Annotated in this window: 25 protein-coding genes and 2 pseudogenes; 14 read left to right on the top strand and 13 right to left on the bottom strand. The window is 56.9% G+C overall.

From position 1 onward, the window contains the following. The first annotated feature begins 2 nt into the window (after positions 1–2). Both rsmJ and V3W49_RS14110 read left to right on the top strand, forming a co-directional pair. On the top strand, positions 3–755 hold the full coding sequence (rsmJ, locus tag V3W49_RS14115) for a 16S rRNA (guanine(1516)-N(2))-methyltransferase RsmJ (RefSeq protein ID WP_500146307.1): 753 nt from the start codon (positions 3–5) through the stop codon (positions 753–755). A 298-nt stretch (positions 756–1,053) separates the two neighbouring features. Then, entirely contained in the window at positions 1,054–2,295 is a 1,242-nt protein-coding gene (locus V3W49_RS14110) for a SulP family inorganic anion transporter (protein ID WP_500146306.1), read from the top strand. A gap of 35 nt (positions 2,296–2,330) precedes the next feature. Here the strand turns inward: V3W49_RS14110 and uspA are convergent, their stop codons facing one another. After that, complete coding sequence (uspA, locus tag V3W49_RS14105; RefSeq protein ID WP_500146304.1) at positions 2,331–2,768, bottom strand: universal stress protein UspA; 438 nt, start codon at positions 2,766–2,768, stop codon at positions 2,331–2,333. 399 nt (positions 2,769–3,167) lie between these two features. On the opposite strand from uspA, the gene uspB reads away from it, so the two are divergent. Then, on the top strand, positions 3,168–3,503 hold the full coding sequence (gene uspB, locus V3W49_RS14100; protein ID WP_500146303.1) for a universal stress protein UspB: 336 nt from the start codon (positions 3,168–3,170) through the stop codon (positions 3,501–3,503). 55 nt (positions 3,504–3,558) lie between these two features. Here the strand turns inward: uspB and pitA are convergent, their stop codons facing one another. Then, positions 3,559–5,055 carry an inorganic phosphate transporter PitA gene (gene pitA / locus V3W49_RS14095; RefSeq protein ID WP_500146301.1) on the bottom strand — a complete coding sequence of 499 codons (1,497 nt, stop codon included), beginning with the start codon at positions 5,053–5,055 and terminating at the stop codon, positions 3,559–3,561. 227 nt (positions 5,056–5,282) lie between these two features. Here pitA and V3W49_RS14090 point away from each other — a divergent pair, with 227 nt between their 5' ends. Then, positions 5,283–6,485, top strand: a complete 1,203-nt coding sequence (locus tag V3W49_RS14090; RefSeq protein ID WP_500146299.1) for a BaiN/RdsA family NAD(P)/FAD-dependent oxidoreductase — start codon at positions 5,283–5,285, stop codon at positions 6,483–6,485. 216 nt (positions 6,486–6,701) lie between these two features. Here the strand turns inward: V3W49_RS14090 and V3W49_RS14085 are convergent, their stop codons facing one another. From V3W49_RS14085 to V3W49_RS14075, 3 genes are all read right to left on the bottom strand, one after another. Next, the gene (locus tag V3W49_RS14085) at positions 6,702–7,748 is read right to left on the bottom strand and encodes an NAD(P)H-dependent flavin oxidoreductase (RefSeq protein WP_500146298.1); all 1,047 of its coding nucleotides are present in this window, start codon (positions 7,746–7,748) and stop codon (positions 6,702–6,704) included. A 96-nt stretch (positions 7,749–7,844) separates the two neighbouring features. Beyond that, positions 7,845–8,240, bottom strand: a complete 396-nt coding sequence (locus tag V3W49_RS14080) for a rhodanese-like domain-containing protein (RefSeq protein WP_500146296.1) — start codon at positions 8,238–8,240, stop codon at positions 7,845–7,847. A 66-nt stretch (positions 8,241–8,306) separates the two neighbouring features. Next, the gene (locus V3W49_RS14075) at positions 8,307–9,269 is read right to left on the bottom strand and encodes an alpha/beta fold hydrolase (RefSeq protein ID WP_500146363.1); all 963 of its coding nucleotides are present in this window, start codon (positions 9,267–9,269) and stop codon (positions 8,307–8,309) included. A gap of 556 nt (positions 9,270–9,825) precedes the next feature. Between V3W49_RS14075 and V3W49_RS14070 the strand changes: the two genes are divergently transcribed. Together V3W49_RS14070 and V3W49_RS14065 are read left to right on the top strand one after the other, a co-directional pair. Next, on the top strand, positions 9,826–10,455 hold the full coding sequence (locus V3W49_RS14070) for a carbonic anhydrase (protein ID WP_500146294.1): 630 nt from the start codon (positions 9,826–9,828) through the stop codon (positions 10,453–10,455). Positions 10,456–10,457: 2 nt separating this feature from the next. Further along, positions 10,458–11,927 (top strand): SulP family inorganic anion transporter, encoded by a 1,470-nt coding sequence (locus V3W49_RS14065; protein WP_500146362.1) that lies wholly within the window; start codon positions 10,458–10,460, stop codon positions 11,925–11,927. A gap of 1 nt (position 11,928) precedes the next feature. Here V3W49_RS14065 and V3W49_RS14060 read toward each other — a convergent pair whose 3' ends face one another. Both V3W49_RS14060 and V3W49_RS14055 read right to left on the bottom strand, forming a co-directional pair. Beyond that, positions 11,929–12,723 carry an SDR family NAD(P)-dependent oxidoreductase gene (locus tag V3W49_RS14060; protein ID WP_500146292.1) on the bottom strand — a complete coding sequence of 265 codons (795 nt, stop codon included), beginning with the start codon at positions 12,721–12,723 and terminating at the stop codon, positions 11,929–11,931. Positions 12,724–12,800: 77 nt separating this feature from the next. After that, positions 12,801–13,658, bottom strand: a complete 858-nt coding sequence (locus tag V3W49_RS14055; protein WP_500146290.1) for a LysR family transcriptional regulator — start codon at positions 13,656–13,658, stop codon at positions 12,801–12,803. 99 nt (positions 13,659–13,757) lie between these two features. On the opposite strand from V3W49_RS14055, the gene V3W49_RS14050 reads away from it, so the two are divergent. Continuing rightward, positions 13,758–14,264 (top strand): phenolic acid decarboxylase, encoded by a 507-nt coding sequence (locus V3W49_RS14050; RefSeq protein WP_500146288.1) that lies wholly within the window; start codon positions 13,758–13,760, stop codon positions 14,262–14,264. A 4-nt stretch (positions 14,265–14,268) separates the two neighbouring features. On the opposite strand, the gene V3W49_RS14045 is transcribed toward V3W49_RS14050, so the two are convergent. Then, positions 14,269–15,315 carry an AI-2E family transporter gene (locus V3W49_RS14045; protein WP_500146361.1) on the bottom strand — a complete coding sequence of 349 codons (1,047 nt, stop codon included), beginning with the start codon at positions 15,313–15,315 and terminating at the stop codon, positions 14,269–14,271. Positions 15,316–15,468: 153 nt separating this feature from the next. On the opposite strand from V3W49_RS14045, the pseudogene V3W49_RS14040 reads away from it, so the two are divergent. After that, a pseudogene (locus tag V3W49_RS14040) lies at positions 15,469–15,588 on the top strand (hypothetical protein); the annotation flags it as partial. Between the two features lie 96 nt (positions 15,589–15,684). On the opposite strand, the gene V3W49_RS14035 reads toward V3W49_RS14040, so the two are convergent. Continuing rightward, on the bottom strand, positions 15,685–16,245 hold the full coding sequence (locus V3W49_RS14035) for a DcrB family lipoprotein (RefSeq protein WP_500146287.1): 561 nt from the start codon (positions 16,243–16,245) through the stop codon (positions 15,685–15,687). Positions 16,246–16,317: 72 nt separating this feature from the next. Then, complete coding sequence (locus V3W49_RS14030) at positions 16,318–16,983, bottom strand: 7-cyano-7-deazaguanine/7-aminomethyl-7-deazaguanine transporter (RefSeq protein ID WP_500146285.1); 666 nt, start codon at positions 16,981–16,983, stop codon at positions 16,318–16,320. A gap of 198 nt (positions 16,984–17,181) precedes the next feature. On the opposite strand from V3W49_RS14030, the gene tusA reads away from it, so the two are divergent. The 4 genes from tusA to V3W49_RS14010 all read left to right on the top strand — a co-directional run bounded on the left by tusA (position 17,182) and on the right by V3W49_RS14010 (position 20,439). Next, positions 17,182–17,427 carry a sulfurtransferase TusA gene (tusA, locus tag V3W49_RS14025; protein ID WP_500146360.1) on the top strand — a complete coding sequence of 82 codons (246 nt, stop codon included), beginning with the start codon at positions 17,182–17,184 and terminating at the stop codon, positions 17,425–17,427. A gap of 174 nt (positions 17,428–17,601) precedes the next feature. Continuing rightward, positions 17,602–18,588, top strand: coding sequence for a TRAP transporter substrate-binding protein (locus tag V3W49_RS14020; protein ID WP_500146283.1), 987 nt, complete (start codon positions 17,602–17,604; stop codon positions 18,586–18,588). A gap of 41 nt (positions 18,589–18,629) precedes the next feature. Beyond that, on the top strand, positions 18,630–19,139 hold the full coding sequence (locus V3W49_RS14015; RefSeq protein WP_500146281.1) for a TRAP transporter small permease: 510 nt from the start codon (positions 18,630–18,632) through the stop codon (positions 19,137–19,139). Between the two features lie 13 nt (positions 19,140–19,152). Beyond that, on the top strand, positions 19,153–20,439 hold the full coding sequence (locus V3W49_RS14010) for a TRAP transporter large permease (protein WP_500146280.1): 1,287 nt from the start codon (positions 19,153–19,155) through the stop codon (positions 20,437–20,439). A 25-nt stretch (positions 20,440–20,464) separates the two neighbouring features. Here the strand turns inward: V3W49_RS14010 and V3W49_RS14005 are convergent, their stop codons facing one another. Further along, the gene (locus V3W49_RS14005; RefSeq protein ID WP_500146279.1) at positions 20,465–21,091 is read right to left on the bottom strand and encodes a lysoplasmalogenase; all 627 of its coding nucleotides are present in this window, start codon (positions 21,089–21,091) and stop codon (positions 20,465–20,467) included. 139 nt (positions 21,092–21,230) lie between these two features. On the opposite strand from V3W49_RS14005, the gene V3W49_RS14000 reads away from it, so the two are divergent. Next, positions 21,231–21,587, top strand: coding sequence for a DUF2500 domain-containing protein (locus tag V3W49_RS14000; RefSeq protein WP_500146277.1), 357 nt, complete (start codon positions 21,231–21,233; stop codon positions 21,585–21,587). Here the strand turns inward: V3W49_RS14000 and V3W49_RS13995 are convergent. Both V3W49_RS13995 and rsmD read right to left on the bottom strand, forming a co-directional pair. Beyond that, positions 21,584–21,868, bottom strand: coding sequence for a DUF1145 family protein (locus V3W49_RS13995; RefSeq protein ID WP_500146275.1), 285 nt, complete (start codon positions 21,866–21,868; stop codon positions 21,584–21,586). The two genes, V3W49_RS14000 and V3W49_RS13995, sit on opposite strands and share 4 nt — an antisense overlap. 3 nt (positions 21,869–21,871) lie before the next feature. Next, entirely contained in the window at positions 21,872–22,459 is a 588-nt protein-coding gene (gene rsmD / locus V3W49_RS13990) for a 16S rRNA (guanine(966)-N(2))-methyltransferase (protein WP_500146273.1), read from the bottom strand. Between the two features lie 163 nt (positions 22,460–22,622). Here rsmD and V3W49_RS13985 point away from each other — a divergent pair. Further along, positions 22,623–23,302: pseudogene (locus V3W49_RS13985) on the top strand (hypothetical protein); the annotation flags it as partial.

Genomic DNA, 23,302 nt, shown 5'->3' with positions numbered 1-23,302 from the left:
GCGTGAAAATCTGTTTACTCGATGAGTCGGGCGCCGGTGACGGCGCCCTGTCTATTCTTGCCCAACGACAGGGGCTGGATCACGATGCCAGCAGCCCGCTGGCTCTGGCGCTTACGCCGCATCATCTGGAACTGCGTAAGCGTGACGAGCCGAAGCTTGGCGGTATCTTTGTTGATTTCGTCTCCGGCGCCATGGGGCACCGCAGGCGTTTCGGTGGCGGGCGCGGTGAGGCGGTAGCCAAAGCCGTGGGCGTGAAGGGCGACTATCTGCCGGATGTGGTGGACGCCACCGCCGGACTGGGGCGTGATGCCTTTGTTCTGGCCGCCGTGGGCTGTCGGGTGCGGATGCTGGAGCGCCACCCGGTGGTGGCGGCGCTGCTGGAAGATGGCCTGCATCGGGGCTATGCCGATCCTGAAATTGGCGGCTGGTTGCGGGAGCGACTGACGCTGATTCAGGCCTCCAGCCTGACGGCGCTGGACGATTTGCGTCCGCGTCCGCAGGTGGTGTATCTGGATCCGATGTTTCCCCATCGCCAGAAGAGCGCGCTGGTGAAGAAGGAGATGCGGGTGTTTCAGGCGCTGGTGGGAGCCGATGAGGATGCCGATGGACTGCTATCACCCGCATTGCGTCTGGCGACGAAGCGGGTAGTGGTCAAACGGCCGGATTACGCGCCGCCGCTGGCCGGGAAAGCCACCCAGTCTGCGGTGACCACCAAAAGCCACCGCTTTGATATCTATCCCGGTACGCCGGAGTGACCCATGTTATCCGCCTCGTCTGTGGGGCGGTTAATGTTAAGTTATTTTTATAAATTCCCCTCGTCCCCATATTATTTATCTTTCTGTTTTTTATTATTTTAATGGCTTGTTTAGACGGCTTTCAGGCTTAAATAATAAATATTTTTTAAGATATCGTTAAGAAAACTTTACCAGATTGACGGATACACGTTCACTGACAGGGGAGCCTTATCGTGAATCCAGTCAAATTGCATGTTGTCCTTATTTTCTCTCTATCCTGCGCTGGCACAACGCCGCCCCACAGAGGGAGGGCGGCCTGATGAGCGGAACGACGATTCGCAGTGATATTCTGGCCGGGATTATCGTGTTTCTGGTGGCATTACCGATGAACCTGGGTATTGCCCAGGCGTGCGGGCTGCCGCCGGTCGTGGGGATAGTCACTGGCGTGACCGGGGGCCTGCTGGTTACGTTACTGAGTCCGTCGCGTTATGCCGTAAGCGGCCCGGAGGCCAGTATGGTGACGATTATTCTGGGCGCCTCCGCTAGTCTTGGCTCCTGGCCGCTGTTGCTGACCGCTATCGTGCTGGCTGGCGTGTTGCAGCTGCTGATGGGCTGGTTCAGACTCGGGCGCTGGATCGCGCTGATGCCGGCGCCGGTGATTGCCGGCATGCTGACGGCGATTGGCATTATGCTGGTGACTCAGCAGCTTCCTGTTGCGCTGGCGCTGGATACCGCAACTTTTAGTCTGTCACCCGGCGCGCTACTGCTGGCTGCGCTGGCGCTGCTCATTCTGTTTGGCTGGGAGTTGCCGATTATCAAACGACAGCGCCTCCTCTCAATGGTTCCGGCGGCGTTAATCGCCGTGCTGGCTGGCGCACTGGGGCTGGCTTTGATGAAAAGCGGGACGACGCTTGGCGACGGCGTACAAACGGTGGTGCTGCCCGAGCTGACAAACCCCGGCGCCTGGCATGAGGTGTTGTCGCATCCTGACTGGCACGGGGCGTTGACTCATCCGCAGGTCTGGATGGTGGCGGTGAATATTGCGCTGGTGGCGAGTCTGGTGACGCTACTGAGCCAGGAGGCGCTGAAGAAGCTTAAAGCTCAGACGCCGCCGCCATCTTCCGATCGCGAACTTTACGCCCAGGGGGCGGGAAATATCCTCAGCGGCTTGTGCGGCGGGCTGCCGGTGACATCGGTGATTGTGCGCAGTTCGGTGAATGTTAACGCTGGCGCACGAACCCGACTGTCGGCTATTGTTCACTGTCTACTGCTGATGGCGGCGCTGTTCTGGTTTCGCGGGCTGATTAGCCTGATCCCGATGCCGGTACTGGCGTCTATTCTGATAGCCAGCGGCTGTAAACTGGCGGCGCCCGGCGTGCTGAAACAGCAGTGGCGACAGGGAATGTTTGATTTTACATCGTTCCTGGTGACGCTGGGAGGCATTATCGCGCTGGGAGTGCTGAGCGGCATCGCCCTGGGCGTCGGCGCCCAACTGTTGGGATATGCGTTACGCCGCCTGCCCGGAAATCTGGCCGTGGGTCGCCTTGAGCGAGAGCGCTGAAAAAGAAGGGCCCCGAAAGGGGCCCTGCTATCCGTTTATTCGTCTTCTTCGTCACGTAGCGGCACGATGAGCATGTCGACGTGAACGGTGTTGATAAGCTGGCGGGCGGAAGACATCAGCTTACTCCAGAAATCCTGATGATGACCGCAAACCACCAGATCCATATCGTATTGCTTGATGGCGTCTACCAGTACCTGGCCCAGATCGCCACTTCCGCTCAGGGTTTCGGTAATCGGATAACCGGCATTGTTGGACAGTTCGGTTAAAGCGTGGTGAGTTTCTTCTGAGATGCGCTTTTGCATATCGCCCAGGTTCACATCGATCAATCCGGTATAGAGATCGGAGTAATTCACATCGACATGAATCAGGGAAACTTTCGCGTCGTAGGGTTTCGCCATTGAAACCGCTTTTTCTACCAGTACTTTACTCTCTGGGGAGAGGTCTACCGCGATCAGAATGTGTTTGTAAGCCATGGTGTTACTCCTTCCATAAGATGTCGATGACCAGATGGAGCGGATAGCGCGACATCGCTTATGGCTATCCTCGCCCCCGCCTCCTGCGTTCCACATTTGCGGGAACTTTATATATTACATTATAGATGCTTTCAGTACCTTACTGCGAGCCGGTGCAAAGCGTCAACGTCATTACCTTACCTGTTCTTATTTCACGAAAAAGAGGGCAGGAATACCGTGATGAGGATTAACTATGTGGCAAAAAAATTAACGGATCTCCTACAATAATAATTAAGCCGTTTGGATACATATTTGTGACTCCGATCGGGTTTGTTGTGTCTCTGTCATCACCGTAGTCTGGGTATTGGGAAGCGGAAGCCCCGGAGCGCGGCTTCGTGGGCAGTACGTCGGGGAGGAGGTATGATCAGTACCGTCGCGCTGTTTTGGGCCTTGTGTGTGGTTTGTGTGGTGAACATGGTGCGCTACTTTTCATCATTGCGCGCACTGTTGGTGGTGCTCCGTGGCTGTGATCCCCTGCTGTATCAGTATGTTGACGGCAGCGGTTTTTTCACCTCTCACGGGCAGCCCAGTAAGCAGATGCGCCTGGTGCGTTATATCTATGCGCAGCGCTATCGCGACCATCATGATGACGAATTTATCCGGCGCTGCGAGCGGGTTCGTCGTCAGTTTATTCTGACCAGTTCGCTGTGCGGTCTGGTGGTGGTGAGTCTGATAGCGCTGATGATTTGGCACTGAGGCACAAAAAAAGCGGGCCATCGCAGGCCCGCCCGTTCGGTTTTCATCTGTGCGCTTAGATAAAGTGCAGCGAAATCCAGTAAAGACCGCTGGAAAGGCCAATCGCCGCAGGCAGGGTAAAGACCCAGGCCATCAGGATATTGGTGACGGTTTTCCGCTGCAGGCCACCGCCGTCCACAACCATGGTTCCCGCCACGGATGAGGAGAGTACGTGGGTGGTGGAAACCGGCATCCCGGTATAACTGGCGACGCCGATGGAGACTGCCGCCGTCATCTGGGCGGACATCCCCTGCGCGTAAGTCATGCCTTTCTTACCAATCTTCTCGCCGATGGTGGTCGCGACACGCTTCCAGCCGATCATGGTTCCAATGCCCAGCGCCAGTGCGACGGCCATGATTATCCAGATTGGGGCGTATTCGATGGTAAACAGCAAATCCTTTTTCAGGTCTTTCAGATAACGCGTATCTTCCGCTTTGGTTTCCGGCAGCGCGGCGACTTTATCGGCGGTGTCGGAAACGCAGAGCAGCAGACGGCGTAGATGGCTACGTTGGTCAACGGAAAGTTGATCGTAGCTTTCCAGACCGTTGAGCATCTGCTTTGCGCTACCCAGCGCCAGTACGGCACGCCCGGCATCGCAGTGGAACTCATGCGGCTTACTTTCCACTTCTTCCGGTGTGGGAATGGCTGGCGACATATCGATAACGTGCTTCAGCGTATCGCTATGCTGCTGGAAGTACTGCTCGACGTGGTTAATGGCGTCACGGGTACGCGCAATATCGTAGCCGCTGGCATTCATATTAACCACGAATCCGGCCGGTGCCACGCCAATCAGAACCAGCATAATCAGACCAATGCCTTTCTGGCCGTCGTTAGCGCCGTGCGAGAAGCTCACGCCGATAGCGGAGATAATAAGCGCGATACGAGTCCAGAACGGCGGTTTTTTCTTGCCGTCTTTCTTTTCGCGCTCGGCTGGCGTCAGGTGAATACGACGCCGTTTCTTGGTGCCGCTCCAGTAACGACGCAGCAGGAAGATCAGACCACCGGCAATCACCAGACCCACCACCGGAGAGATGATCAGGGACATGAATATACCGATAACCTTGGGGATGTTCAGCGCATCGACGACAGAGGTGCCGGTCATCAGTGCGTTAGTAAGACCGATACCGATAATCGCGCCGATAAGAGTGTGGGAGCTGGAGGCCGGCAGCCCAAAATACCAGGTGCCAAGGTTCCAGATAATCGCGGCCAGCAGCATGGAGAAGACCATGGCGAGACCGTGTGCGGAACTGACGTTAAGCAGCAGATCGGTTGGTAGCATATGCACAATGGCATAGGCCACGCTCAGGCCGCCAAGCAGAACGCCAAGGAAGTTAAACACCGCTGCCATGGCAACCGCAAGCTGCGATTTCATCGCTCGGGTGTAAATCACCGTTGCTACTGCGTTTGCGGTGTCGTGGAAACCGTTGATGGCTTCATAAAACAGTACAAATCCCAGAGCAAGTAACAATAACAGGCCGGTATGAAGATCCAGCCCGGCAAACAGATGTAGCATAGACGTTACGCCATTTTGTGGACATGAACGCGGCGCATTATCCAGGACAATTGCCGCGAGGGCCAAGTGAAATATAGACTTTTTTTGATGTGGCCTGATTCTTTTTGGGTGGCTTTGAAAAATTACCTTTTTATTTTCAGTTGGTTAGTTTTGATATTCTTTCCTGGTCTGGTGTGACCAGCGAGGAATCTTTACAATTCGCCACCTCAACGAAGCGGGGAAACGGCGTGAAAAAGTTTGATGTTATCGTGACAGGGGCAGGCGCTGCGGGGCTTTTTTGCGCAGCCCAGGCGGGCCAGGCCGGGCTGAACGTGCTGCTTATCGACAACGGTAAGAAGCCAGGACGCAAGATCCTGATGTCCGGCGGCGGGCGCTGCAACTTTACCAACCTCTACGTCGAGCCTGGCGCTTATTTAAGCGCCAACCCGCATTTCTGCAAGTCGGCGCTGGCCCGTTACACCCAGTGGGACTTTATCGAACTGGTAGAGCGTTACGGCATTGCCTGGCATGAAAAGACGCTGGGGCAGCTGTTCTGCGACGAATCGGCCCAGCAGATTGTCGATATGCTGGTGGCGGAGTGTGAAAAAGGCAGGGTAACGCTGCGATTACGCAGTGAAATTCTGGATATCCAGCGCGATGAAAATGGCTATACGCTCACCCTGAATGGCGATGAGGTTTGGGCGCCTGCGCTGGTGATTGCCAGCGGCGGCCTTTCCATGCCGGGCCTTGGGGCTTCGCCCTTTGGCTACAAAGTCGCGCAGCAGTTTGGCCTGCCGGTGCTGCCTACCCGCGCCGGACTGGTGCCTTTTACCCTGCATAAACCGCAGCTGGCGCAGTTGCAGACGCTGTCCGGCGTGTCGGTGGCGGCAGTGATCGGCGCGGAAAACGGCGTCAGCTTTCGCGAAAACCTGTTGTTTACCCACCGTGGGCTGTCCGGCCCGGCGATTCTGCAAATTTCCAGCTACTGGCAGCCTGGGGAGTGGGTGACGGTGAATCTGGTACCGGATTGCGATTTAGCGGCTTTTCTGGATGAGCGTCGGGCGGCCCAGCCGGATCAGAGTTTGAAGAACGCACTGGCGCAGCAGTTGCCTAAGCGGCTGGTGGAGATTTTGCAGGGTGACGGGCAGATTCCTGATGTCACGCTCAGGCAGCTAAATGTGCGCCAGCAGGAGGCGCTGGTCTCTCTGCTGACCGGCTGGCGGGTACAGCCGAACGGCACCGAAGGCTATCGTACCGCGGAAGTGACGCTGGGCGGCGTGGATACCCATGCGCTTTCGTCGCGTACCATGGAAGCGCGGGAGGTTCCCGGGCTCTATTTTATCGGTGAGGTGGTGGATGTCACCGGCTGGCTTGGCGGATATAACTTCCAGTGGGCCTGGAGTTCCGCCTGGGCCTGCGCCCAGGCGTTGAAGGAGCGCCATAGTGCGTAAAACGGCGGCTCGCCATAGCCGCCGCTCGGCTGGGCCAGCGGTTCCAGCCAGCCGTCGCCGGAAAGTTTGAACAGGCGCCAGAGCTGCGACAGCGCCGGCGCCGCCGCACAGGCACTGGGTTCCCCGGGTATGCCATCATTACGGCCTGGCCGGGTTTGGTTATCAGGCCTGTCAGTTCAGCATATTTTGTCGGGTATCGCATAAATACCGTTAGCGTTAGCGTTGGCGTTTTTCTTCCAGCTCCTGCATAAGCGTTGCCACCAGCTGCGCCGCAGGCATGGCGCGCGCGCGCGGGGCGCCGGTTCCGGCCCAGTGGGCGGCGTAATCGTGGCACCCTTTGGCGCTGGCTGCCTGATGCAGCGCTTTTCCGATGTCGTAAGCTACCGGATAGTCGGCGATATTATCCGCAGGCGCATCGATATGCAGTCGGTTGATAATGCCGCGGGCCGGGCGCCCGGAAATCGTGCGGGTGAGGGCGGTATGCCGCGCTCGCTCGCTGCTGAGCGCTTCCCGATAGTGGGCATCGGCAGCGGATTCCGGGCAGGGAATAAAGGCGGTACCGAGCTGGGCCGCACAGGCGCCCGCTGCCAGTGCCCGGGCGATGTCGGCGCCGTCCATTATGCCGCCAGCGGCGACGATTGGTAGTTCGCAACGCTGGCGAATGGCTTGCACCAGCGACAGCGTATCGGTCAGGGCGTCGGGCGCAGCGGTATCGAATATGCCGCGGTGGCCACCCGCCTCGGCACCCTGGGCGATAACAGTGTCAATGCCCGCTTCGGCGATCTGCTCTGCCTCTTCCACGCTGGTGGCGCAGGCAAGAGTGTGAATACCGGCCTGGCGTAGCGCCTCAAGGGCCTGCCGATCCGGCAGTCCAAAGTGGAAGCTCACCACAGCGGGGGGCGATTCCAGCAGTACGGCCAGCATTTCCGGGTTATTGATAAAGCTTTGGTAGATTTCGCGTAGCTCTGGGGGGGGAAGGGCATTGAAGCGGCTGAATTCCGGCGTCAGGGTGTTAATCCAGCGCCGTTCGCGCGCCGCATCGCGGCGCGCGGGAGCATGGCAGAACAGATTAACGTTAAAGGGCCTGTCGGTCAGCGCCCGGGTGGCCTGAATCATCTCCCGGGCTTTTTGCGGCGTAGCGGCGCCCAGGCCAATGGAACCCAGTGCCCCGGCATTACTCACCGCAGCCGCCAGCTCCGGCGTAGAGACTCCCGCCATCGGTGCCTGAATCAGCGGATGTGTTGCAAGTGAAAATGTTGCCATAACGTTAACCTTAAGCGATATCTGGTAACGATATGGCAACATAAAGTGCATCTTAAAAGCAACTATTCGCTGTGATTTTATTGCGTCAGCCGGCGCTTATTCCCCTGCGAACGCATACCCTTCATCCGCCCAGCCGGTCAGGCCGCCAGACATCACTTTGACGCGCAAGCCGAGATCGGCCATTTTCATTGCCGCCCTGTCTGCGCCGTTGCAGTGGGGGCCTGCGCAATAAACCACATAGAGTGTGTCTCTGTCCCAGTCGGCCAGGTTCTCTTCGGTCATTAATCGATGCGGGAAGTGCATGGCGCCAGGAATATGCTTTTTACGAAAGGCTTCTTCGCTACCGACAGCGTGGATCAGAGTAAAGTCGATATCACCATTGGCGAATGCGCTATGAACATCAGCACAGTCGGTTTCAAATTGCAGTTTCTTTCTAAAGTATTGTGCGACTTCCTGGAGACTTTCTGCCTGATATTCAGAAACAACACTCATTTTTTATCCTTATTATATCGGTGGTTATCTATGACGTCCCGACTCTGGAACGTCAGCTATTATTCTTTACGGCTCACTGCCCAAATCGTCAAGCAACCGCTGGTGGAACATTTGTGGATCTTCCATTTGCGGCGCGTGGCCCATGCCCTGGAATTCCACCAGTCGGGCGTTGGGGATCATCTTAGCCACCTCTTTACCCAGCTGCAGGTAATTGCCAAGCTTCTGTTTCACCTCTGGCGAAGCAATATCGCTGCCAATGGCGGTGGTATCGCCGGTGCCGATGAACAGCGTGGTGGGCACCTTCAGATCTTTAAATTCATACCAGACCGGCTGGGTGAAAATCATGTCGTAGATAAGGGCCGAGTTCCAGGCGACCTTTTTATGCCCCGGCCCCGCGTTCAGCCCGGCCAGCATATCAACCCACTTGTCATATTCCGGCTTCCAGTTCCCCATATAGTAGGTTTTCTGTTCATAGGCTTTAATGCCTGCCGCGCTGGTTTTCAGTTCACGCGCGTACCACTGATCCAGGGTGCGATAAGGCGCTCCCTTGGCTTTCCAGTCCTCAAGTCCGATGGGGTTGACCATTACCAGTTTTTCGGTCTGCTGTGGGTACATCAGGGCATAGCGGGTAGCCAGCATCCCGCCGGTAGAGTGGCCGATGACAATGGCCTTTTTCACCCCCAGTTTTTCCAGCAGGCGATGGGTGTTATCCGCCAGTTGCTGGAAGCTGTACTGGTAATAGTCTGGTTTGCTGGAGGTGCAAAAGCCTATCTGATCCGGCGCGATAACCCGGAAACCGGCGTTAGTTAGCGCCCTGATAGTGCTTTCCCATGTGGCGGCGCAAAAGTTTTTGCCGTGCATCAGTACGGCTACCCGGCCATTGGGCTTATCGGGTTTGACGTCCATATAGCCCATACGCAGATTCTGCTGCTGGGAGCGAAAGTCAAAGTGCTGAAGTGGCCAGGGGTAGTCGAATCCTTCCAGATGTTCGCCGTAGGTGACAGCCGCCTGACTATGCGCCGCCAGCATCAGGCCTGCCGCCAGTATCGATCCGCGCAACAGTTTTTGGGACATGGTGAACCTCCTTTATTAATTCTAATAACGCCGGAAGAAAAATAAGTACGACTGATAATGCCCACCGGGAAGGGGGTCTGTAATTTTTATACAGCAGATTGAGTCCCGGTGAAACTCCAGATGGAATAACCATATGACCGGGGGTGATATAAGACATTCTAATGGTTTAATATTTAATTAAATTTACGAAATTCATTTTTATAATGAGTGATAATTAATATTTGTTTGGAAAAATCCCATTAAATCATCGTATTTGCTGGATTTTCTGAGTGCAGAGTAATAGCGATTACAGTTTTGTGAATTTACGAAAAACAGACAATTTATTTAAACAAGATGACAAAAATAAATTAATTTTGTTTATAGGATTAATCCTGGGCTAATTGCTAATAGAAAGGTGCTACACATTATTTTTCGCCGTTGTGACCTGGATGATTCGCATGCTGCGGCGAATGCGCCATGCATTATCGTATGACCAGGTCAGAGAGGTATTTCCGAATAAAAGAGGCATGCTTTGACGACGTTAAAACCCCTGTTAGCCAGGAACCGTAGTTGGGCGCTTCAGTGCCGTCAACGGGATCCAAACTATTTTGAGAAATATGTGCATCAGCAGCAACCCCACTCGCTGTGGATAGGTTGTTCCGATAGCCGGGTTCCGGCAGAGGTGCTGACTGGCTCCCATCCAGGCGAACTGTTTGTTCACCGTAATATCGCCAATATGGTTGATTGCTCGGACGATAATTTTATGAGCGTACTGCAGTACGCATTGTTCAACCTGAAAGTGGAGCGGGTGGTGCTGTGTGGCCACTACGGTTGCGGCGGCGTCCAGGCGGCGCTGGCTCTGCCCGATCTGCCGCTGGCCAGTGAGGATTCAGCGCTGGCACGCCGTATCGCCAGCCTGCGTGGCGCTCTTGGCGACAATATCGAGCAGTTTCATCGCTCGGACGATGACGAAGCCGAACGCCATAAGCGGCTGGTGGAAGCCAATGTCCTGATCCAGTTTGCCCGACTGGCGGCCTGCGAACCGGTACGCGCCGTCTGGCGCAGCGGGCGGGCGCTTGGGCTGTACGGCTGCGTCTACGAGTTGGGCAGTGGCCATCTGAAAGATCTGACAGAACAAACCGCAGAGGAGTCGTCCCCATGAATTTGAGTACGCTGCGTCAGGATATTCCCGCCGGGCTGGTCGTCTTTCTGGTTGCGCTACCGCTTTGTCTGGGCATTGCCCAGGCAAGCGGCCTGCCCCCGTTTGTCGGGCTGCTGACCGGGGTGATTGGCGGCCTGGTGGTGACGGTCATGAGCCCATCGCGCTTCGCGGTCAGCGGACCGGCCGCCGGACTGGTCACCATTGTGGTCGCCTCGCTGGAAACGCTGGGCTCTTTTTCCGCCTTCCTGCTGGCGCTGGTACTGGCCGGAGTGATTCAGTTTGCGCTGGGTGTGGCGCGTGCCGGGCGCTTTATTTCACTGGTACCGGGCAGCGTTATTAAAGGCATGCTGGCGGCCATTGGTATTCTTTTGATTATTCAGCAGATCCCCGTGGCATTGCGGGGGCCGGGCGAAAACGGCTGGCGCGAACTGCTGACTGGCAGCTTCGCCTTTTCGCTGCCCGCTATTCTGGTGGGGGGAAGCGGGTTGCTGATCCTCTGGCTGTGGTCCACGCCGTTTATCCGCCGTGCGAAGTCGGTTAACTGGATCCCGGGACCGCTGATTGCCGTGTTGATGGGGGTTGTCACCACGCTGCTGACCCAGCGTGTGGCACCGGAGTGGTTTGCTGCGCTGCCGCGCATTTCGCTTCCGGAATTTACCAGCCTGGGAGGGGTTATTGGCGAACTGGAAAGCCCTGGCTGGGCGGCCTGGCGGAATCCGTCGGTGTATGTGGTGGCGCTGACTCTGGCGCTGGTGGCGAGCCTGGAGACGCTGCTTAGCCAGGAGGCGCTGAATAAGCTGCGTCCCCAGCATCCGTCGCCGTCGCCTAATAAAGAGCTGCGGGCGCAGGGTGTAGGCAACCTGCTGTCCGGCCTGCTGGGGGCGATGCCGATTACCGCGGTGATTGTCCGTAGTTCGGTTAATGTCAGCTCCGGCGCGCAGTCAAAGCTTTCGATTCTGCTGCATGGCGTGTTGCTGCTGATTTGTGGTCTCTGGTTTAGCGGGCTGCTTTCACTGATTCCGCTGGCGAGCCTGGCGGCGGTGCTGTTGCATACCGGCTATAAGCTGGCGTCGCCGCGGCTGTTTGTCGACCATATCCGCATGGGCGCCCAGCAGTTCGTGCCGTTTATCACCACCATTGTCGGCATCATTCTGTTCGGTATGCTGGCGGGCATCGGGCTCGGGCTGGCAACCCAGATCCTCTACAGCGTCTATAAAAGCCATCGTAACGCGTTGCAGTTGACTCGCTACGATGACCACTATGTGCTGCGCTTTCAGCAGAATCTGACCTTTATGCACAACCCGCAGCTCCAGAACCTGCTGGCGGAGATCCCGGAAAACAGCGTGGTCATCGTCGAGCACGATAACGCCAGCTGGATGGATCCCGATGTGAAAGCCGTTCTGACTGACTTCGGCGAGAATGCCCGCCAGCGCGGCATTCGCCTGAATCAGTGGCCGGTGGCGCTTTCCTGATTCAGACGATATCGTCCACGACGCCGCCGTCTACCCGCAGGGCGGCGCCGGAGGTGGCCGAGGCCTGAGGCGAACAGACGTACACGACCATGTTCGCCACTTCCTCTACCGTAGCCGCCCGCTGAATCACAGAGGCGGGCCGCTCGGCCATCACGAACGCCTTCGCCAGCTCTTCCAGCGACTTACCGGTTTTGGTCATCTCTTCCCGCATCATCGCCTCGAAGCCGTCTGACATCGTTGGTCCAGGCAGAACGCTATTGACCGTGACGCCGCTACCCGCGGCATATTTCGCCAGCCCGCGGGACAGCGCCAGCTGCGCCGTTTTGCTGACGCCATAGTGGATCATATCGGCGGGGATATTGCGGGCTGATTCGGAAGAGATAAATACCACCCGACCCCAGCCTTTGGTCATCATGGCTGGCAGCAGGGCCCGGGAAAGGCGTACGCCGGACATGACGTTGGTCTGCCAGAAGCGTTCCCAGGTGGCGTCATCGACTTCGTTGAATGGTTGCGGGCCATAGATACCGGCGTTATTGACCAGAATATCCACCCCGGCGAGCTGTTTGAGCAGGGTTTCGACGCCCTGAGCGCTGCCCAGATCCGCCGCTATGCCGCGCAGATTTGCCGCCGGAAGAGAAGAACGCAGCGTTTCCAGGCCGCGACTGACTGAAGCGTCGCTACGTCCGTTAATAATGACTTCGGCGCCGCTTTCCGCCAGTCCGCGTGCGATAGCCAGCCCGATTCCGCCGGTGGAGGCGGTCACCAGAGCGCGTTTCCCGGAAAGGTCGATATGCATGTTGCTCCTCCTGTTGCATGAATGCTCATTATCAAGGGTAGCAGCCGCCGCGTCGCGTCGTTGGCGCTGCGTGCGGGTCAGGTTTCGTTAAACAGGCGCAGCAGAGTGGCGACCGGCGCATCCAGCGGCGCGAGATCCTGGCGTACCAGCAGGTGGAGAGGCGTGGCGCGCCGTGCCCCGTGGCTGAGCGCCAGCGGACGCAGGATTCCGTCGGCAAGCGCCCCTGCGATACGCTCTTCCGGCAGCCAGCCGTAGCCAACCTGGTGGAGTACCGCTTCGGTGGCGGCGTCAATGGTCGAGAAGATCCAGTTTTCCCCCGACGAGTGATCGAGGCTTTCCCGGGCGTCACGGCCGGCTATCTGAATCAGGGGGTAGCGGGCGAGCCGCTCTTCGCTAAGCGGTTCATCACTACGGTTCAGGGGATGATCGCGGTGCGCCACGGCCACAAAGTCGACATTCATCAGCCACTGTCCGCGGCCGCTGATATCCTGGCGGCGGGTCAGCACCATCACATCGGCATCGGCGCTTAGCGGCTCGCTTTCCAGCACTTCGGTCAAATGGATGCGGGTAGCGGGGTGCAACTGCTGGAAACGCTTGAGCAGGCTGAACAGCCGGGCGCGAGGATAGATGGCGTCCACCACCAGATCCAGGCGGGCGCGTACCCCGTCGCGCAGGGTGACGGCGCGGGCTTCCAGATAGTGAAAAGCGCCAAGTAACGGTCGGGCCTGGGCGAGTAGCTGCTCTCCTGCCGGGGTCAGCACCGCGCGTCGCCCTTCGGGCTGAAGCAGCGCCACTCCCAGCCGCTCCTGAAGCAGGTTCAGGTTATAGCTGACCGATGACTGGCTGCGGTTGCTGGCCTCCGCAGCCCGGGCAAAGCTGCCCAGCTCGACTACCTTTTCCAGTAGCACCCACTGCTCCAGGGTTGTCTTATGCATATTGATTTAAATATCAGATTAATTTAATGGAAAATTAGCGTTATTCATCCAAAAAGTGAAGCAGTATGCTGATCATATCAACACATCAGGAGGTACAACATGAGCAACTTCGATAAACAGGATTTGAGTGGTTTTGTGGGCAAACATCTGGTGTATACCTACGATAACGGCTGGAATTACGAGTTTTACGTAAAGAACGCCAGCACCCTGGACTACCGTATTCACAGCGGGATTGTCGGTAATCGTTGGGTGAAAGATCAGCATGTCTATATTGCGCGGGTCGGTGAGAATATCTACAAGATTTCCTGGACCGAGCCGACCGGAACCGACGTCAGTCTGATTGCGAACCTGGGCGACCGCCTGTTTCATGGCACCATCTTTTTCCCGCGCTGGGTGATGAATAACCCGGAAAAAACGGTCTGTTTCCAGAACGAGCATATTGCGCAGATGGAAGCGTATCGCGAAGCGGGCCCGGCTTATCCCACCGAAGTTATCGATGAGTTCGCCACCATTACGTTTATTCGCGACTGTGGGGCAGATGACGACAGCGTTATCAACTGCCCGGCGAGCGAACTCCCTGCGGATTTCCCTAATAACCTGAAATAAATCGCTATGGCAACGGGCGCTGCTTCGGGCGCCCGGGCCCCAGCAGAATCGCCAGCTTGCTTCCGCCTTTGGTCGTCTCCATCCAGATCTTACAGACGCTGGTCAGCGGCACCGAAAGCAGCATTCCTACAGGCCCCAGCAGCCAGCCCCAGAACAGCAACGACAGAAAGACTACCAGCGTCGACATACCCAGACGGCGACCCATTACTCTTGGCTCCACCATATTGCCGATGACCATATGGATGGCGGAAAACAGCGCGCCGACCATCAGACATTCATACCAGCCGTTAAACAACATTGCCTGTAGCATGGGGGGAATGGCGGAGATGGTGGCACCGATATTCGGAATAAAGTTCAGCAGAAAGGCCAGCACGCTCCACATCAGCGCGAACTCCACGCCCAGCAGTTTCAGCCCCACCCAGGTGATGACGCCGGTTAGCAGACTCATCAGGGTTTTGAGCGCCAGATAGTGGCTCACTCCTTTCAGGGCGCGATGCAGGCTGGCGATGTGGATCCGTGGGTTGTTCAACGCAAAGCGTAGCTTGTATGGAATATGGCGCACTTCCATTAGCATAAAGATAACGGTCATTACCAGCACTACCACGCTGACCATGGCACCGGAAAGCTGGGTCATCAGGGTGGTGGCGAAAGAGACCATCCGCTCAGAGTCCATACGCTGCAGCAGACGTTCCGGAGACAGATGCTGATTGCCGGGAATCAGACGTTCCAGCTGAAGCGCTCTTTCGGTCAGCATATGGTTGAATTCAGGGAGCCGGGTCGCGAATTCATTGAGCGAGCTGGCCAGCACGCCCAGCACCAGCGACATCAGAATCAGCATGGTGATGACCACCACGGTGACCGCCAGACCGCGCCGCAGCCCGCGGCGCATAAACCACACCACCAGCGGGTTGAGCACGATGGCAAAAAATACCGCCAGCAGCAGCGGCACAATAATATCCGACGCCGCGCGGATACCGGCCACAATTATCACCAGCGCCGCCAGTTTCTGCAGCATGTGCAGCCCGGCTTTCTCAGGGTCATAGCCTGACATCATCAATCCTTTTTATGAGTGGTAGCAGGTGGGGCGCCAGAAAGTGTAGCGATATCTGGCGTATTTACGACGGATGATATCTGAAAAACATGGCGCCGCCTTATGCTGTTTTACGGTGGTTGGGGCCGGAGGGGAGCACCTGCGTACTGACGGTTGTTTAGCCGTGGGGTTGTCGGCACCCAACTGCGGTTTCCCTACGGCATTAATCGGCAGGGCGGTATGAACGTGGTGATGATCGGTTTCGACGTGGAGTGTCTGGGGCTGCTGTTGGTAAGGGCTGGCTGATGGGGAAGGCGAGACCGTTGCTGGCCTGACGCCTGAAATCCAGGCCTGCCCGAATGGGCGAGCAGGCCGCGTCATCATAGCTGATTACTGAATTTTGAGAGTCTTAACGATGTCGCTCGCCTCGCTCTGGGCTTTTTGCTGATCGTCGGCAGGCAGGGTGATTTGCATGGTCAGCAGTTTATTATCGACCTTGCCCAGCAGCACCGTAGACCAGGCGCTCTGGCCGCGGGCGGAGACGATGCTGTCCAGTTGCTGAAGGGTCTGGCCGTTTACTTCCAGCGCTTTGTTGGAAACAACCTGGAGCTGAGGATCGCGATTACGCTGCTGCTCTTCCAGACGCTTCGCCAGAACCTCCAGCGACTCGTTGGTGGTGTCGCCTACAATGACGATCACGGCTTTCTGACCGGTTGGATCGGAATAGACGTGCATATTGTTGCTCTGGGTGCCGACCTTGCCGCTCTGGTCGGACATATCCGCCGGCAGCGAGAAGGTCAGTTTGCCGTCCAGCAGGGAAACCGTCTGGCCGCTTTCGCTGCTCTGGGCCGCATCGCCGCCCTGGGCAGGGGCTTGGCTGTCACTGTTATCGCAGGCCGCTAACCCAAACACCAGCAGGCCAATACCGACATATTTTACCAGGTTGCGCATTGATTCTTCCTTACAGGTTATTTAGCACTAAGGCGGTGCCTCTCCCTGCATCTTAACACAAGATGCGAACTGTCAGAGCGGCTGTGGCGCTGAAGGGGTGTGCCCCTTTGCCCACCGTTTCAGCAACATATTCAACAACACGCCGTAGGCCGGCAGGAAGAAGATAATACTGATAAGCACCTTAAAGCCGTAATCGACCGTTGCGATCTCCACCCAGTGCTGCGCCATAAAGGGGTCGGGGCTGCGCCAGAAAGCAATAAAGAAGAAGGCCAGGGTATCACTGAAGTTGCCGAAAAAGGTCGAGGCGGTGGGAGCCAGCCACCAGCGGCGATTCTGGCGCAGTCGGTTAAAGACGTGTACGTCCAGAATCTGCCCCAGCACATAGGCCATAAAGCTGGCGCAGGCGATACGCAACACAAAGATGTTCGGCACGCCGAGCGCCGCCAGTCCCTGCCAGCTTCCCATATAGAACAGCGATGAGATAAGCCACGAAAGGAACAGCGCCGGGATCATCACTGCGAAGATAATACGTCGCGCCAGCGGCGCGCCGAAGATTCGCACCGTCAGATCGGTGGCGAGAAAGATAAACGGAAAGCTGAACGCGCCCCAGGTGGTGTGGAACCCCAGAATATTGACCGGGAGCTGTACCAGATAGTTACTGGAGATAATCACCAGCAGGTGAAACAGCGAAAGTCCAGTTAGCGCCCGACGATGCCGACGCAGCGTAAATGCCATCATGTCAACGACCTTTTTGATAAATGGGGTGAGGGAACCCAGTTGCGGCAGGACAGTAAGGCCCGCCGCGCTGAAAACGCCGGATCATACTGCTTTAGCACGCTATTGCAATGGCTGATTTTCACGCAATCGTTCACCTTGCTTGCACGATGAATTACCTGGCGTACACTAATGCGATTTTCAGATGCTGATGAGAAGAGTATGTCCGATCCTTTCGATTGCGCGGACCATACCCTGGACGCCCAGGGGCTGCGCTGCCCGGAGCCGGTGATGATGGTGCGTAAAACGGTACGTACCATGCAGACCGGCGAAACGCTGTTGATTATTGCCGACGATCCGGCAACTACCCGGGATATCCCCGGTTTTTGCCGCTTTATGGAGCATGAGCTGCTGGCACAGCAGACGGAAAATCTGCCATACCGCTACCTGCTGCGTAAAAGCCACTGAGTTCACGGACAGCCAGGCCGCTGTCCTGAATTTTGGGGCATCCACTTTTTAAACCCCTGTTTTAAAAATTGGCGCTTTTGTGAAGCGCTTCACTCCCGTTTTGTTTGCTCTGGTCTAGTTTTAAACGGCAATGTAACAAAATTTTAACTAATATATCCTGCCGGAGCTGACACGATGAACAACAAAAGCATACTGCCGGCGCTAGCCGGTCTCTGTCTGAGCACCGCGTCACTGCTGTTTGCGCCCACCGCCGCGGCGCAAGTGATTAAAGCGGCGGATGTCCATCCCGAAGGTTATCCCAACGTGGTCGCCGTTCAGCATATGGGAGAAAAGCTGAAAAAGGAGACCAACGGTGATTTGGAAATTCAAACCTTTCCCAATGGCGTACTGGGTGATGAAAAGCAACTCATCGAACAGGCCCAGATGGGCGCGATTGATATGATTCGCGTCTCTATGGCGCCAGTTTCCGCCATTCTGCCCGCAACGGAAGTCTTTACGCTGCCCTATGTATTCCGCGATGAAGATCATATGCATAAGGTGATCGACGGCCCGGTGGGTAAAAAGCTGGGGGCCATGCTGACCCGGGATCCCAACTCGAAGCTGGTATTTCTGGGCTGGATGGATCCCGGTACCCGTAATCTGATAACCAAAAAGCCGGTGCTTAAAGCAGAGGATCTTAAAGGTATGAAGATTCGGGTGCAGGGCAGCCCGGTGGCTATCGATTCTCTGAAGGCGATGGGCGCCAATGCGGTGGCAATGGGGGTCAGTGAGGTGTACAGCGGCCTGCAGACCGGGGTTATCGACGGGGCGGAAAACAATCCTCCTACCTATGTGGCCCATAACTATATGCCGGTGGCGAAGCACTACACCCTGAGTGAACATATGATAGTACCGGAAATGTTGCTCTATTCCCGGGTAAAATGGGACAAACTTAGCGCCGATCAGCAGCAAAAAATCATGAAGCTGGCGCGAGAAGCGCAGTTTGAACAGCGCAAGCTGTGGCAGGCCTATAACCAGCAGGCGCTGGAAAAAATGAGGGCCGGCGGCGTGCAGTTCCACAAGATCGACAAAACCCCGTTTATACAGGCGACGGCGCCGGTACGCGAAAAATACGGCAAGGCGTATCCGGAGTTGATGAAGGCGATCGCCGACGTTCACTAATCTATGGCCGGGCACTGGCCCGGCCCCTTCAGGGAGGCGCTATGGCCCGTCTCTATATCACGTGGATGGATCGCCTGTATCTGGCCGCAATGGTGGTTTCCGGCATCGCATTGCTGGTGATGACGGTGGTGATTCCGGTGGGGATTTTCTTTCGCTACGTTCTGAACCGCGGTATTTCGTGGCCGGAACCAGTGGCTATCCTCTGCATGGTGACTTTTACCTTTATTGGCGCTGCGGTTAGCTATCGCGCCGGCGGGCATATTGCCGTCAAAATGCTGACCGACAGAGTACCGGAAGGCTGCCAGCGTCTGCTGGCGCGCCTGGTGGATCTGCTGATGCTGGTGATTTCGGCGCTGATGCTGTGGTACAGCTTTTTTCTGTGCCAGGGGCTGTGGTTCCAGCCAGTAGCGGAATTCCCGCTGCTGACAGCCGGGCAGACCTATCTGCCGCTGCCGGTCGGCTCGGCTATCCTGATTCTGTTCGTTATCGAGCGGCTCCTGTTTGGCTCTCAGGCTCAGCGGCCGCTGGTCATGCTTGGCAACCCGGAATAGGCGGAGGTAACGGATGGACGCACTGGTATTATTGCTGACCCTGGCGGTGCTACTGGCCGTGGGGATGCCCGTCGCTTTTGCGGTGGGGTTGAGCGCGGTGGTGGGAGCGTTGTGGATAGGCCTGCCATTGGAGGCGCTGATGATTCAGATAACCAGCGGGGTGAATAAATTTACCCTGCTGGCGATTCCCTTTTTCATTCTGGCGGGCGCCATTATGGCGGAAGGCGGCATCGCCCGAAGGCTGGTGAACTTCGCCTATTTGTTCGTCGGTTTTATCCGTGGCGGGTTGTCGCTGGTGAATATTATGGCCTCCACCTTTTTCGGCGCCATTTCCGGCTCATCGGTGGCCGATACCGCCTCGGTGGGCAGCGTGATGATTCCGGAAATGGAAAAGAAGGGGTATCCACGGGCCTACGCCGCGGCGGTGACCGCCAGCGGATCGGTACAGGCGATCCTGATTCCGCCCAGCCATAACTCGGTGATCTACTCGCTGGCGGCGGGAGGAACCGTTTCGGTCGCCGCGCTGTTCATCGCCGGCGTGCTGCCCGGGCTGCTGATGGGCGGGTCGCTGATGCTAATGTGTATGCTGTTCGCCCGGCGCCGCGGCTACCCGAAGGGCGAACCCATCACACTGAAAGCGGCGCTGAAGATTAGCGTGGATGCCCTGTGGGGGCTGATGACGGTGGTGATTATCCTCGGCGGCATTCTTTCCGGCATCTTTACCGCCACCGAATCGGCGGCGGTAGCCTGTCTGTGGGCCTTTTTCGTCACCATGTTTATCTATCGCGATTATCGCTGGAATGAGCTGCCGAAGCTGATGTTCCGCACGGTGAAGACGGTAACTATCGTGATGATTCTGATAGGTTTTGCGGCGGGATTTGGTGCGGTAATGACCTGGATGCAGCTCCCGACGCGGATCACCGAATTCTTCACTTCGCTGTCGGATAATAAATACGTCATTCTGATGTATATCAATATCCTGCTACTGCTGATCGGCACCCTGATGGATATGGCGCCGATTATTCTGATTCTGACGCCGGTGCTGCTGCCGGTGACCAATGCGCTGGGCATCGATCCGGTACACTTCGGCATGATTATGATGGTCAATCTGGGGATTGGACTGATTACGCCGCCGGTGGGCTCTGTACTGTTCGTCGCCAGCGCGGTCAGTAAGCAAAATATTGAAGCCGTAGTGCGCAGTATGCTGCCGTTTTACGGCATGCTGCTGGCGGTGCTGGCGCTGATAACCTGGATTCCGGCTATTTCGCTTTGGCTACCGAGACTGTTGGGCATGATGTAGCGGGCGGCCGGGCCGCCCGTATGGGTTACAGATAGAGCGCGCGCACGATCATAAAGTGACCGGCGAAGTAGCAGGCGGCACCCACCGCGTTGGCGGCGCGGAAGCTGCGGCGATAGTGGCTAATCAGCCAGATAATATTGCCGAGCAACAGCAGAGCGGCGCCGATAAACCCGGAAAAAGCAGTGGCGGTGGGGCGCAGGAACCACTGCTCCGCCGCCAGCCAGACCATCACCAGCGTCATGCCAATAAAGGTACAGACCGGCCAGCGGAAGGTTTCCAGCCGTGTCCAGATGGCGGCGATAAGCAGAGCGCCGATAATGACCAGTGCCAGCGGAATCGGCCAGAAAAAGCTTAACGCCATGCTGCTGGCGAACCAGATGGTATAGAGCAGATGGGAAAGAAAGAAGGCGCCAATGGCGTAGAGCATGCGCTGGCCGGGTAGCATCGTCAGCGCATCCCCCATCATGCTCGCCAGCAGCCCCGCCACGACCAGATAGCCGATAGCGCTAAACATCGGTGCCTGCCAGGCCAGCATCAGCAGCAGTAACAGAGTAATGGGCTTAAATACCCAGCGTTGCCAGGCGGGCCCGCGGTAGGTGGCGTCCACATACAGCCAGCCGGAAAAGAAGACAGCAATAAATGACCACAGCATATTAAGCCTCTGAATCCGTTATGATTAGGTACGCTCACGGCGTACAGTCCTGCCTCCAGTCTGGTGCGGTGGAGCGGGAATGACAAGTGCACTTCGTGCAGGCTATGGTTAAATCTACCGGTAAAGCAGGGCCAGTCAAATGAATAAAATGCCGATTTTCTTCATTATTATCATCGCATTAATTGTGGTGCTCGCTTCATTTCGCTATATGAATCAGCGCCGTCAGAATGCGCTGAATGATGCGGCGCCGTTACAAACGCATCAGGTGGTGGTGGAAGAAAAGCACCAGACACCCGTGAACGAGCGCCGATCGCGACAGCGTCAGGTGACGCCGCCGGAAGATAAATTGCGCTATGAAGTGACTTTTCGCCCTCAGGCGGGAGGCGAAGCGTTACGTTTTCAGGTAAACGCCGCGCAGTACCGGCAAATGTCGCTCGGGCAGGCGGGGACGTTGCGGTACCGCGGTACGCGCTTTGAAGGCTTTAGCGCCCGTTAACGCTTGTGCTGCTGCTTTTTCTGCCAGGCCAGTAGTTCGAAAACCCCAAACAGGAAAATGCGGATCTGCTGGGCGCTTCCCAGCGGCTGATCGGCTTTACCGTTTTTATCGGCGGCCTGAGAGGCCTTCAGCAGGGTCAGTTGCAGGCCGTGCATCAGGATGGTGAAGATCATCGCCACGTTCACAAAGATATTGAGTGGACGGGGAAAGGGATGCAGCAGGTTAAACAGCATAAAACCCCATACCCCGAGCATTAGCAGGCGCCCCAGATTAATTAACATTTTTTATTCTCCAGTAGTGACTTCGCGATGATAGAGGCGCCAGGCCACCTGGCCTGCGACCTTTTCCCGGTGCAATGACCAGCTGTGAGGCACCTGTGGGGGGCCGCTTTCCACTTCGCTTTCCACATAGATTAGCGCTTCGTCGGCCAGCCAGCCGTTGTGTTCCAGCAGATGAAGAGTTTCATTTAGCAGACCCTTGCGAAAGGGGGGATCGACAAACGCAATATCGTGGGGCGTACCGGCGCGGGCGAGGAAGCTCAGGGTATCTGCGTTGACCACCTCGCCCTGGGGCGCTTTGAGGGTTTCCAGGTTTTTGCGCAACTGCTGGGCCACGACGCGATCTTTTTCCAGTAGCGTAGCGCTGGCAGCATAGCGGGAGAGTGCCTCCAGCCCCAGCGCGCCGCTACCGGCGAAACAGTCCAGGCAGCGCGCCTGGGTCATCCAGGGGGCCAGCCAGTTAAACAGCGTTTCCCGCACCCGGTCGGTGGTGGGGCGCAGTCCCGGGCTGTCCGGCACCGGGAGTTTTCGGCTGCGCCACTGACCGCCGATAATTCGGATCTGGCCGCCGCCTGCGCTATGGGGTCTTTTCATAACTCTCACTAAAATACGATTCTGGCCGGCTATTTTAGCGGTCTCTGAGGAGAGGGGAAACCATAATCACCCGGAGTGCTGCCAGCCCGGGAAAGTGTTAAACTAACGCATTCAATTTATTTCATAATCACGCTCCCGTCCGCGCAGAAGACGGGGCTGCGCCATGAATCAACAGCGAGGAGCATGGTCGCCAATGGCAAAAGAGAAAAAAAGGGGCTTTTTTTCCTGGCTGGGATTCGGCCAGAAGGAGCAGGCAAAGGAAACTGAAGCCGAACAGCAACCTCAGGAAGAGGCCGCTGACGGTACAGGGCTGGCGCAGCGCGAAGAGATGCCTGCTTCCGTCGATGCTGAACCGGCGAGCCCTGAAAAGCAGTCACCTCATTCTGAGGAAGAATCTGAAAATTTCGCCCGTTCGCTGGTCGATATCAACGAACAGCTGGCGGAAAGTGAAAAACCGCATCCGCAGTCGCCGCAAGAGCAGCCCCGTGAACCATTAAGCGAGGCGCAGCCGGAAGTGCCGGTTGCCAAAGAGCCGGAACAGGCGTCGGCCCCTGAAATCAGCGACAACCAGCCTGTCTCCGATGTCTGGCAGGACGAACAGTCACGTATCGTAGAAGAAGAGCTGGATATCGCCCGCGCCGAACTGCATGCCGGCGCGCCGGGACAGCTGGCGGAAGACGAAGCGGACGCGCAGAAACCTGCCGCGGACGTTGCGCCGGAGTCGCAGGAAGATGTTGCGGAATCCGCAGCGCCGATCGAGGATCGTGCAGAAGCAGAAGCAGAAGCAGAAGCAGAAGCAGAAGCAGAAGCAGAAGCAGAAGCAGAAGCAGAAGCAGAAGCAGA

This window comes from Rosenbergiella sp. YN46, from assembly GCF_036620675.1.
Taxonomy (GTDB): domain Bacteria; phylum Pseudomonadota; class Gammaproteobacteria; order Enterobacterales; family Enterobacteriaceae; genus Jejubacter.
This window is presented reverse-complemented; position numbering and strand designations above follow the sequence as displayed.

Coding starts and splice junctions, on each gene's coding strand:
- uspB (WP_500146303.1), top strand. CDS start 3,168: ATGATCAGTACCGTCGCGCTGTTTTGGGCCTTGTGTGTGGTTTGTGTG.
- V3W49_RS14035 (WP_500146287.1), bottom strand. CDS start 16,245: ATGCGCAACCTGGTAAAATATGTCGGTATTGGCCTGCTGGTGTTTGGG.
- V3W49_RS13995 (WP_500146275.1), bottom strand. CDS start 21,868: ATGTTAATTAATCTGGGGCGCCTGCTAATGCTCGGGGTATGGGGTTTT.
- V3W49_RS14015 (WP_500146281.1), top strand. CDS start 18,630: ATGGCCCGTCTCTATATCACGTGGATGGATCGCCTGTATCTGGCCGCA.
- tusA (WP_500146360.1), top strand. CDS start 17,182: ATGTCCGATCCTTTCGATTGCGCGGACCATACCCTGGACGCCCAGGGG.
- V3W49_RS14030 (WP_500146285.1), bottom strand. CDS start 16,983: ATGATGGCATTTACGCTGCGTCGGCATCGTCGGGCGCTAACTGGACTT.
- V3W49_RS14060 (WP_500146292.1), bottom strand. CDS start 12,723: ATGCATATCGACCTTTCCGGGAAACGCGCTCTGGTGACCGCCTCCACC.
- V3W49_RS14010 (WP_500146280.1), top strand. CDS start 19,153: ATGGACGCACTGGTATTATTGCTGACCCTGGCGGTGCTACTGGCCGTG.
- pitA (WP_500146301.1), bottom strand. CDS start 5,055: ATGCTACATCTGTTTGCCGGGCTGGATCTTCATACCGGCCTGTTATTG.
- V3W49_RS14080 (WP_500146296.1), bottom strand. CDS start 8,240: ATGAGTGTTGTTTCTGAATATCAGGCAGAAAGTCTCCAGGAAGTCGCA.
- uspA (WP_500146304.1), bottom strand. CDS start 2,768: ATGGCTTACAAACACATTCTGATCGCGGTAGACCTCTCCCCAGAGAGT.
- V3W49_RS14050 (WP_500146288.1), top strand. CDS start 13,758: ATGAGCAACTTCGATAAACAGGATTTGAGTGGTTTTGTGGGCAAACAT.
- V3W49_RS14110 (WP_500146306.1), top strand. CDS start 1,054: ATGAGCGGAACGACGATTCGCAGTGATATTCTGGCCGGGATTATCGTG.
- V3W49_RS14055 (WP_500146290.1), bottom strand. CDS start 13,658: ATGCATAAGACAACCCTGGAGCAGTGGGTGCTACTGGAAAAGGTAGTC.
- V3W49_RS14075 (WP_500146363.1), bottom strand. CDS start 9,269: ATGCTGGCGGCGCATAGTCAGGCGGCTGTCACCTACGGCGAACATCTG.
- V3W49_RS14005 (WP_500146279.1), bottom strand. CDS start 21,091: ATGCTGTGGTCATTTATTGCTGTCTTCTTTTCCGGCTGGCTGTATGTG.
- V3W49_RS14085 (WP_500146298.1), bottom strand. CDS start 7,748: ATGGCAACATTTTCACTTGCAACACATCCGCTGATTCAGGCACCGATG.
- V3W49_RS14020 (WP_500146283.1), top strand. CDS start 17,602: ATGAACAACAAAAGCATACTGCCGGCGCTAGCCGGTCTCTGTCTGAGC.
- V3W49_RS14045 (WP_500146361.1), bottom strand. CDS start 15,315: ATGTCAGGCTATGACCCTGAGAAAGCCGGGCTGCACATGCTGCAGAAA.
- V3W49_RS14000 (WP_500146277.1), top strand. CDS start 21,231: ATGAATAAAATGCCGATTTTCTTCATTATTATCATCGCATTAATTGTG.
- rsmD (WP_500146273.1), bottom strand. CDS start 22,459: ATGAAAAGACCCCATAGCGCAGGCGGCGGCCAGATCCGAATTATCGGC.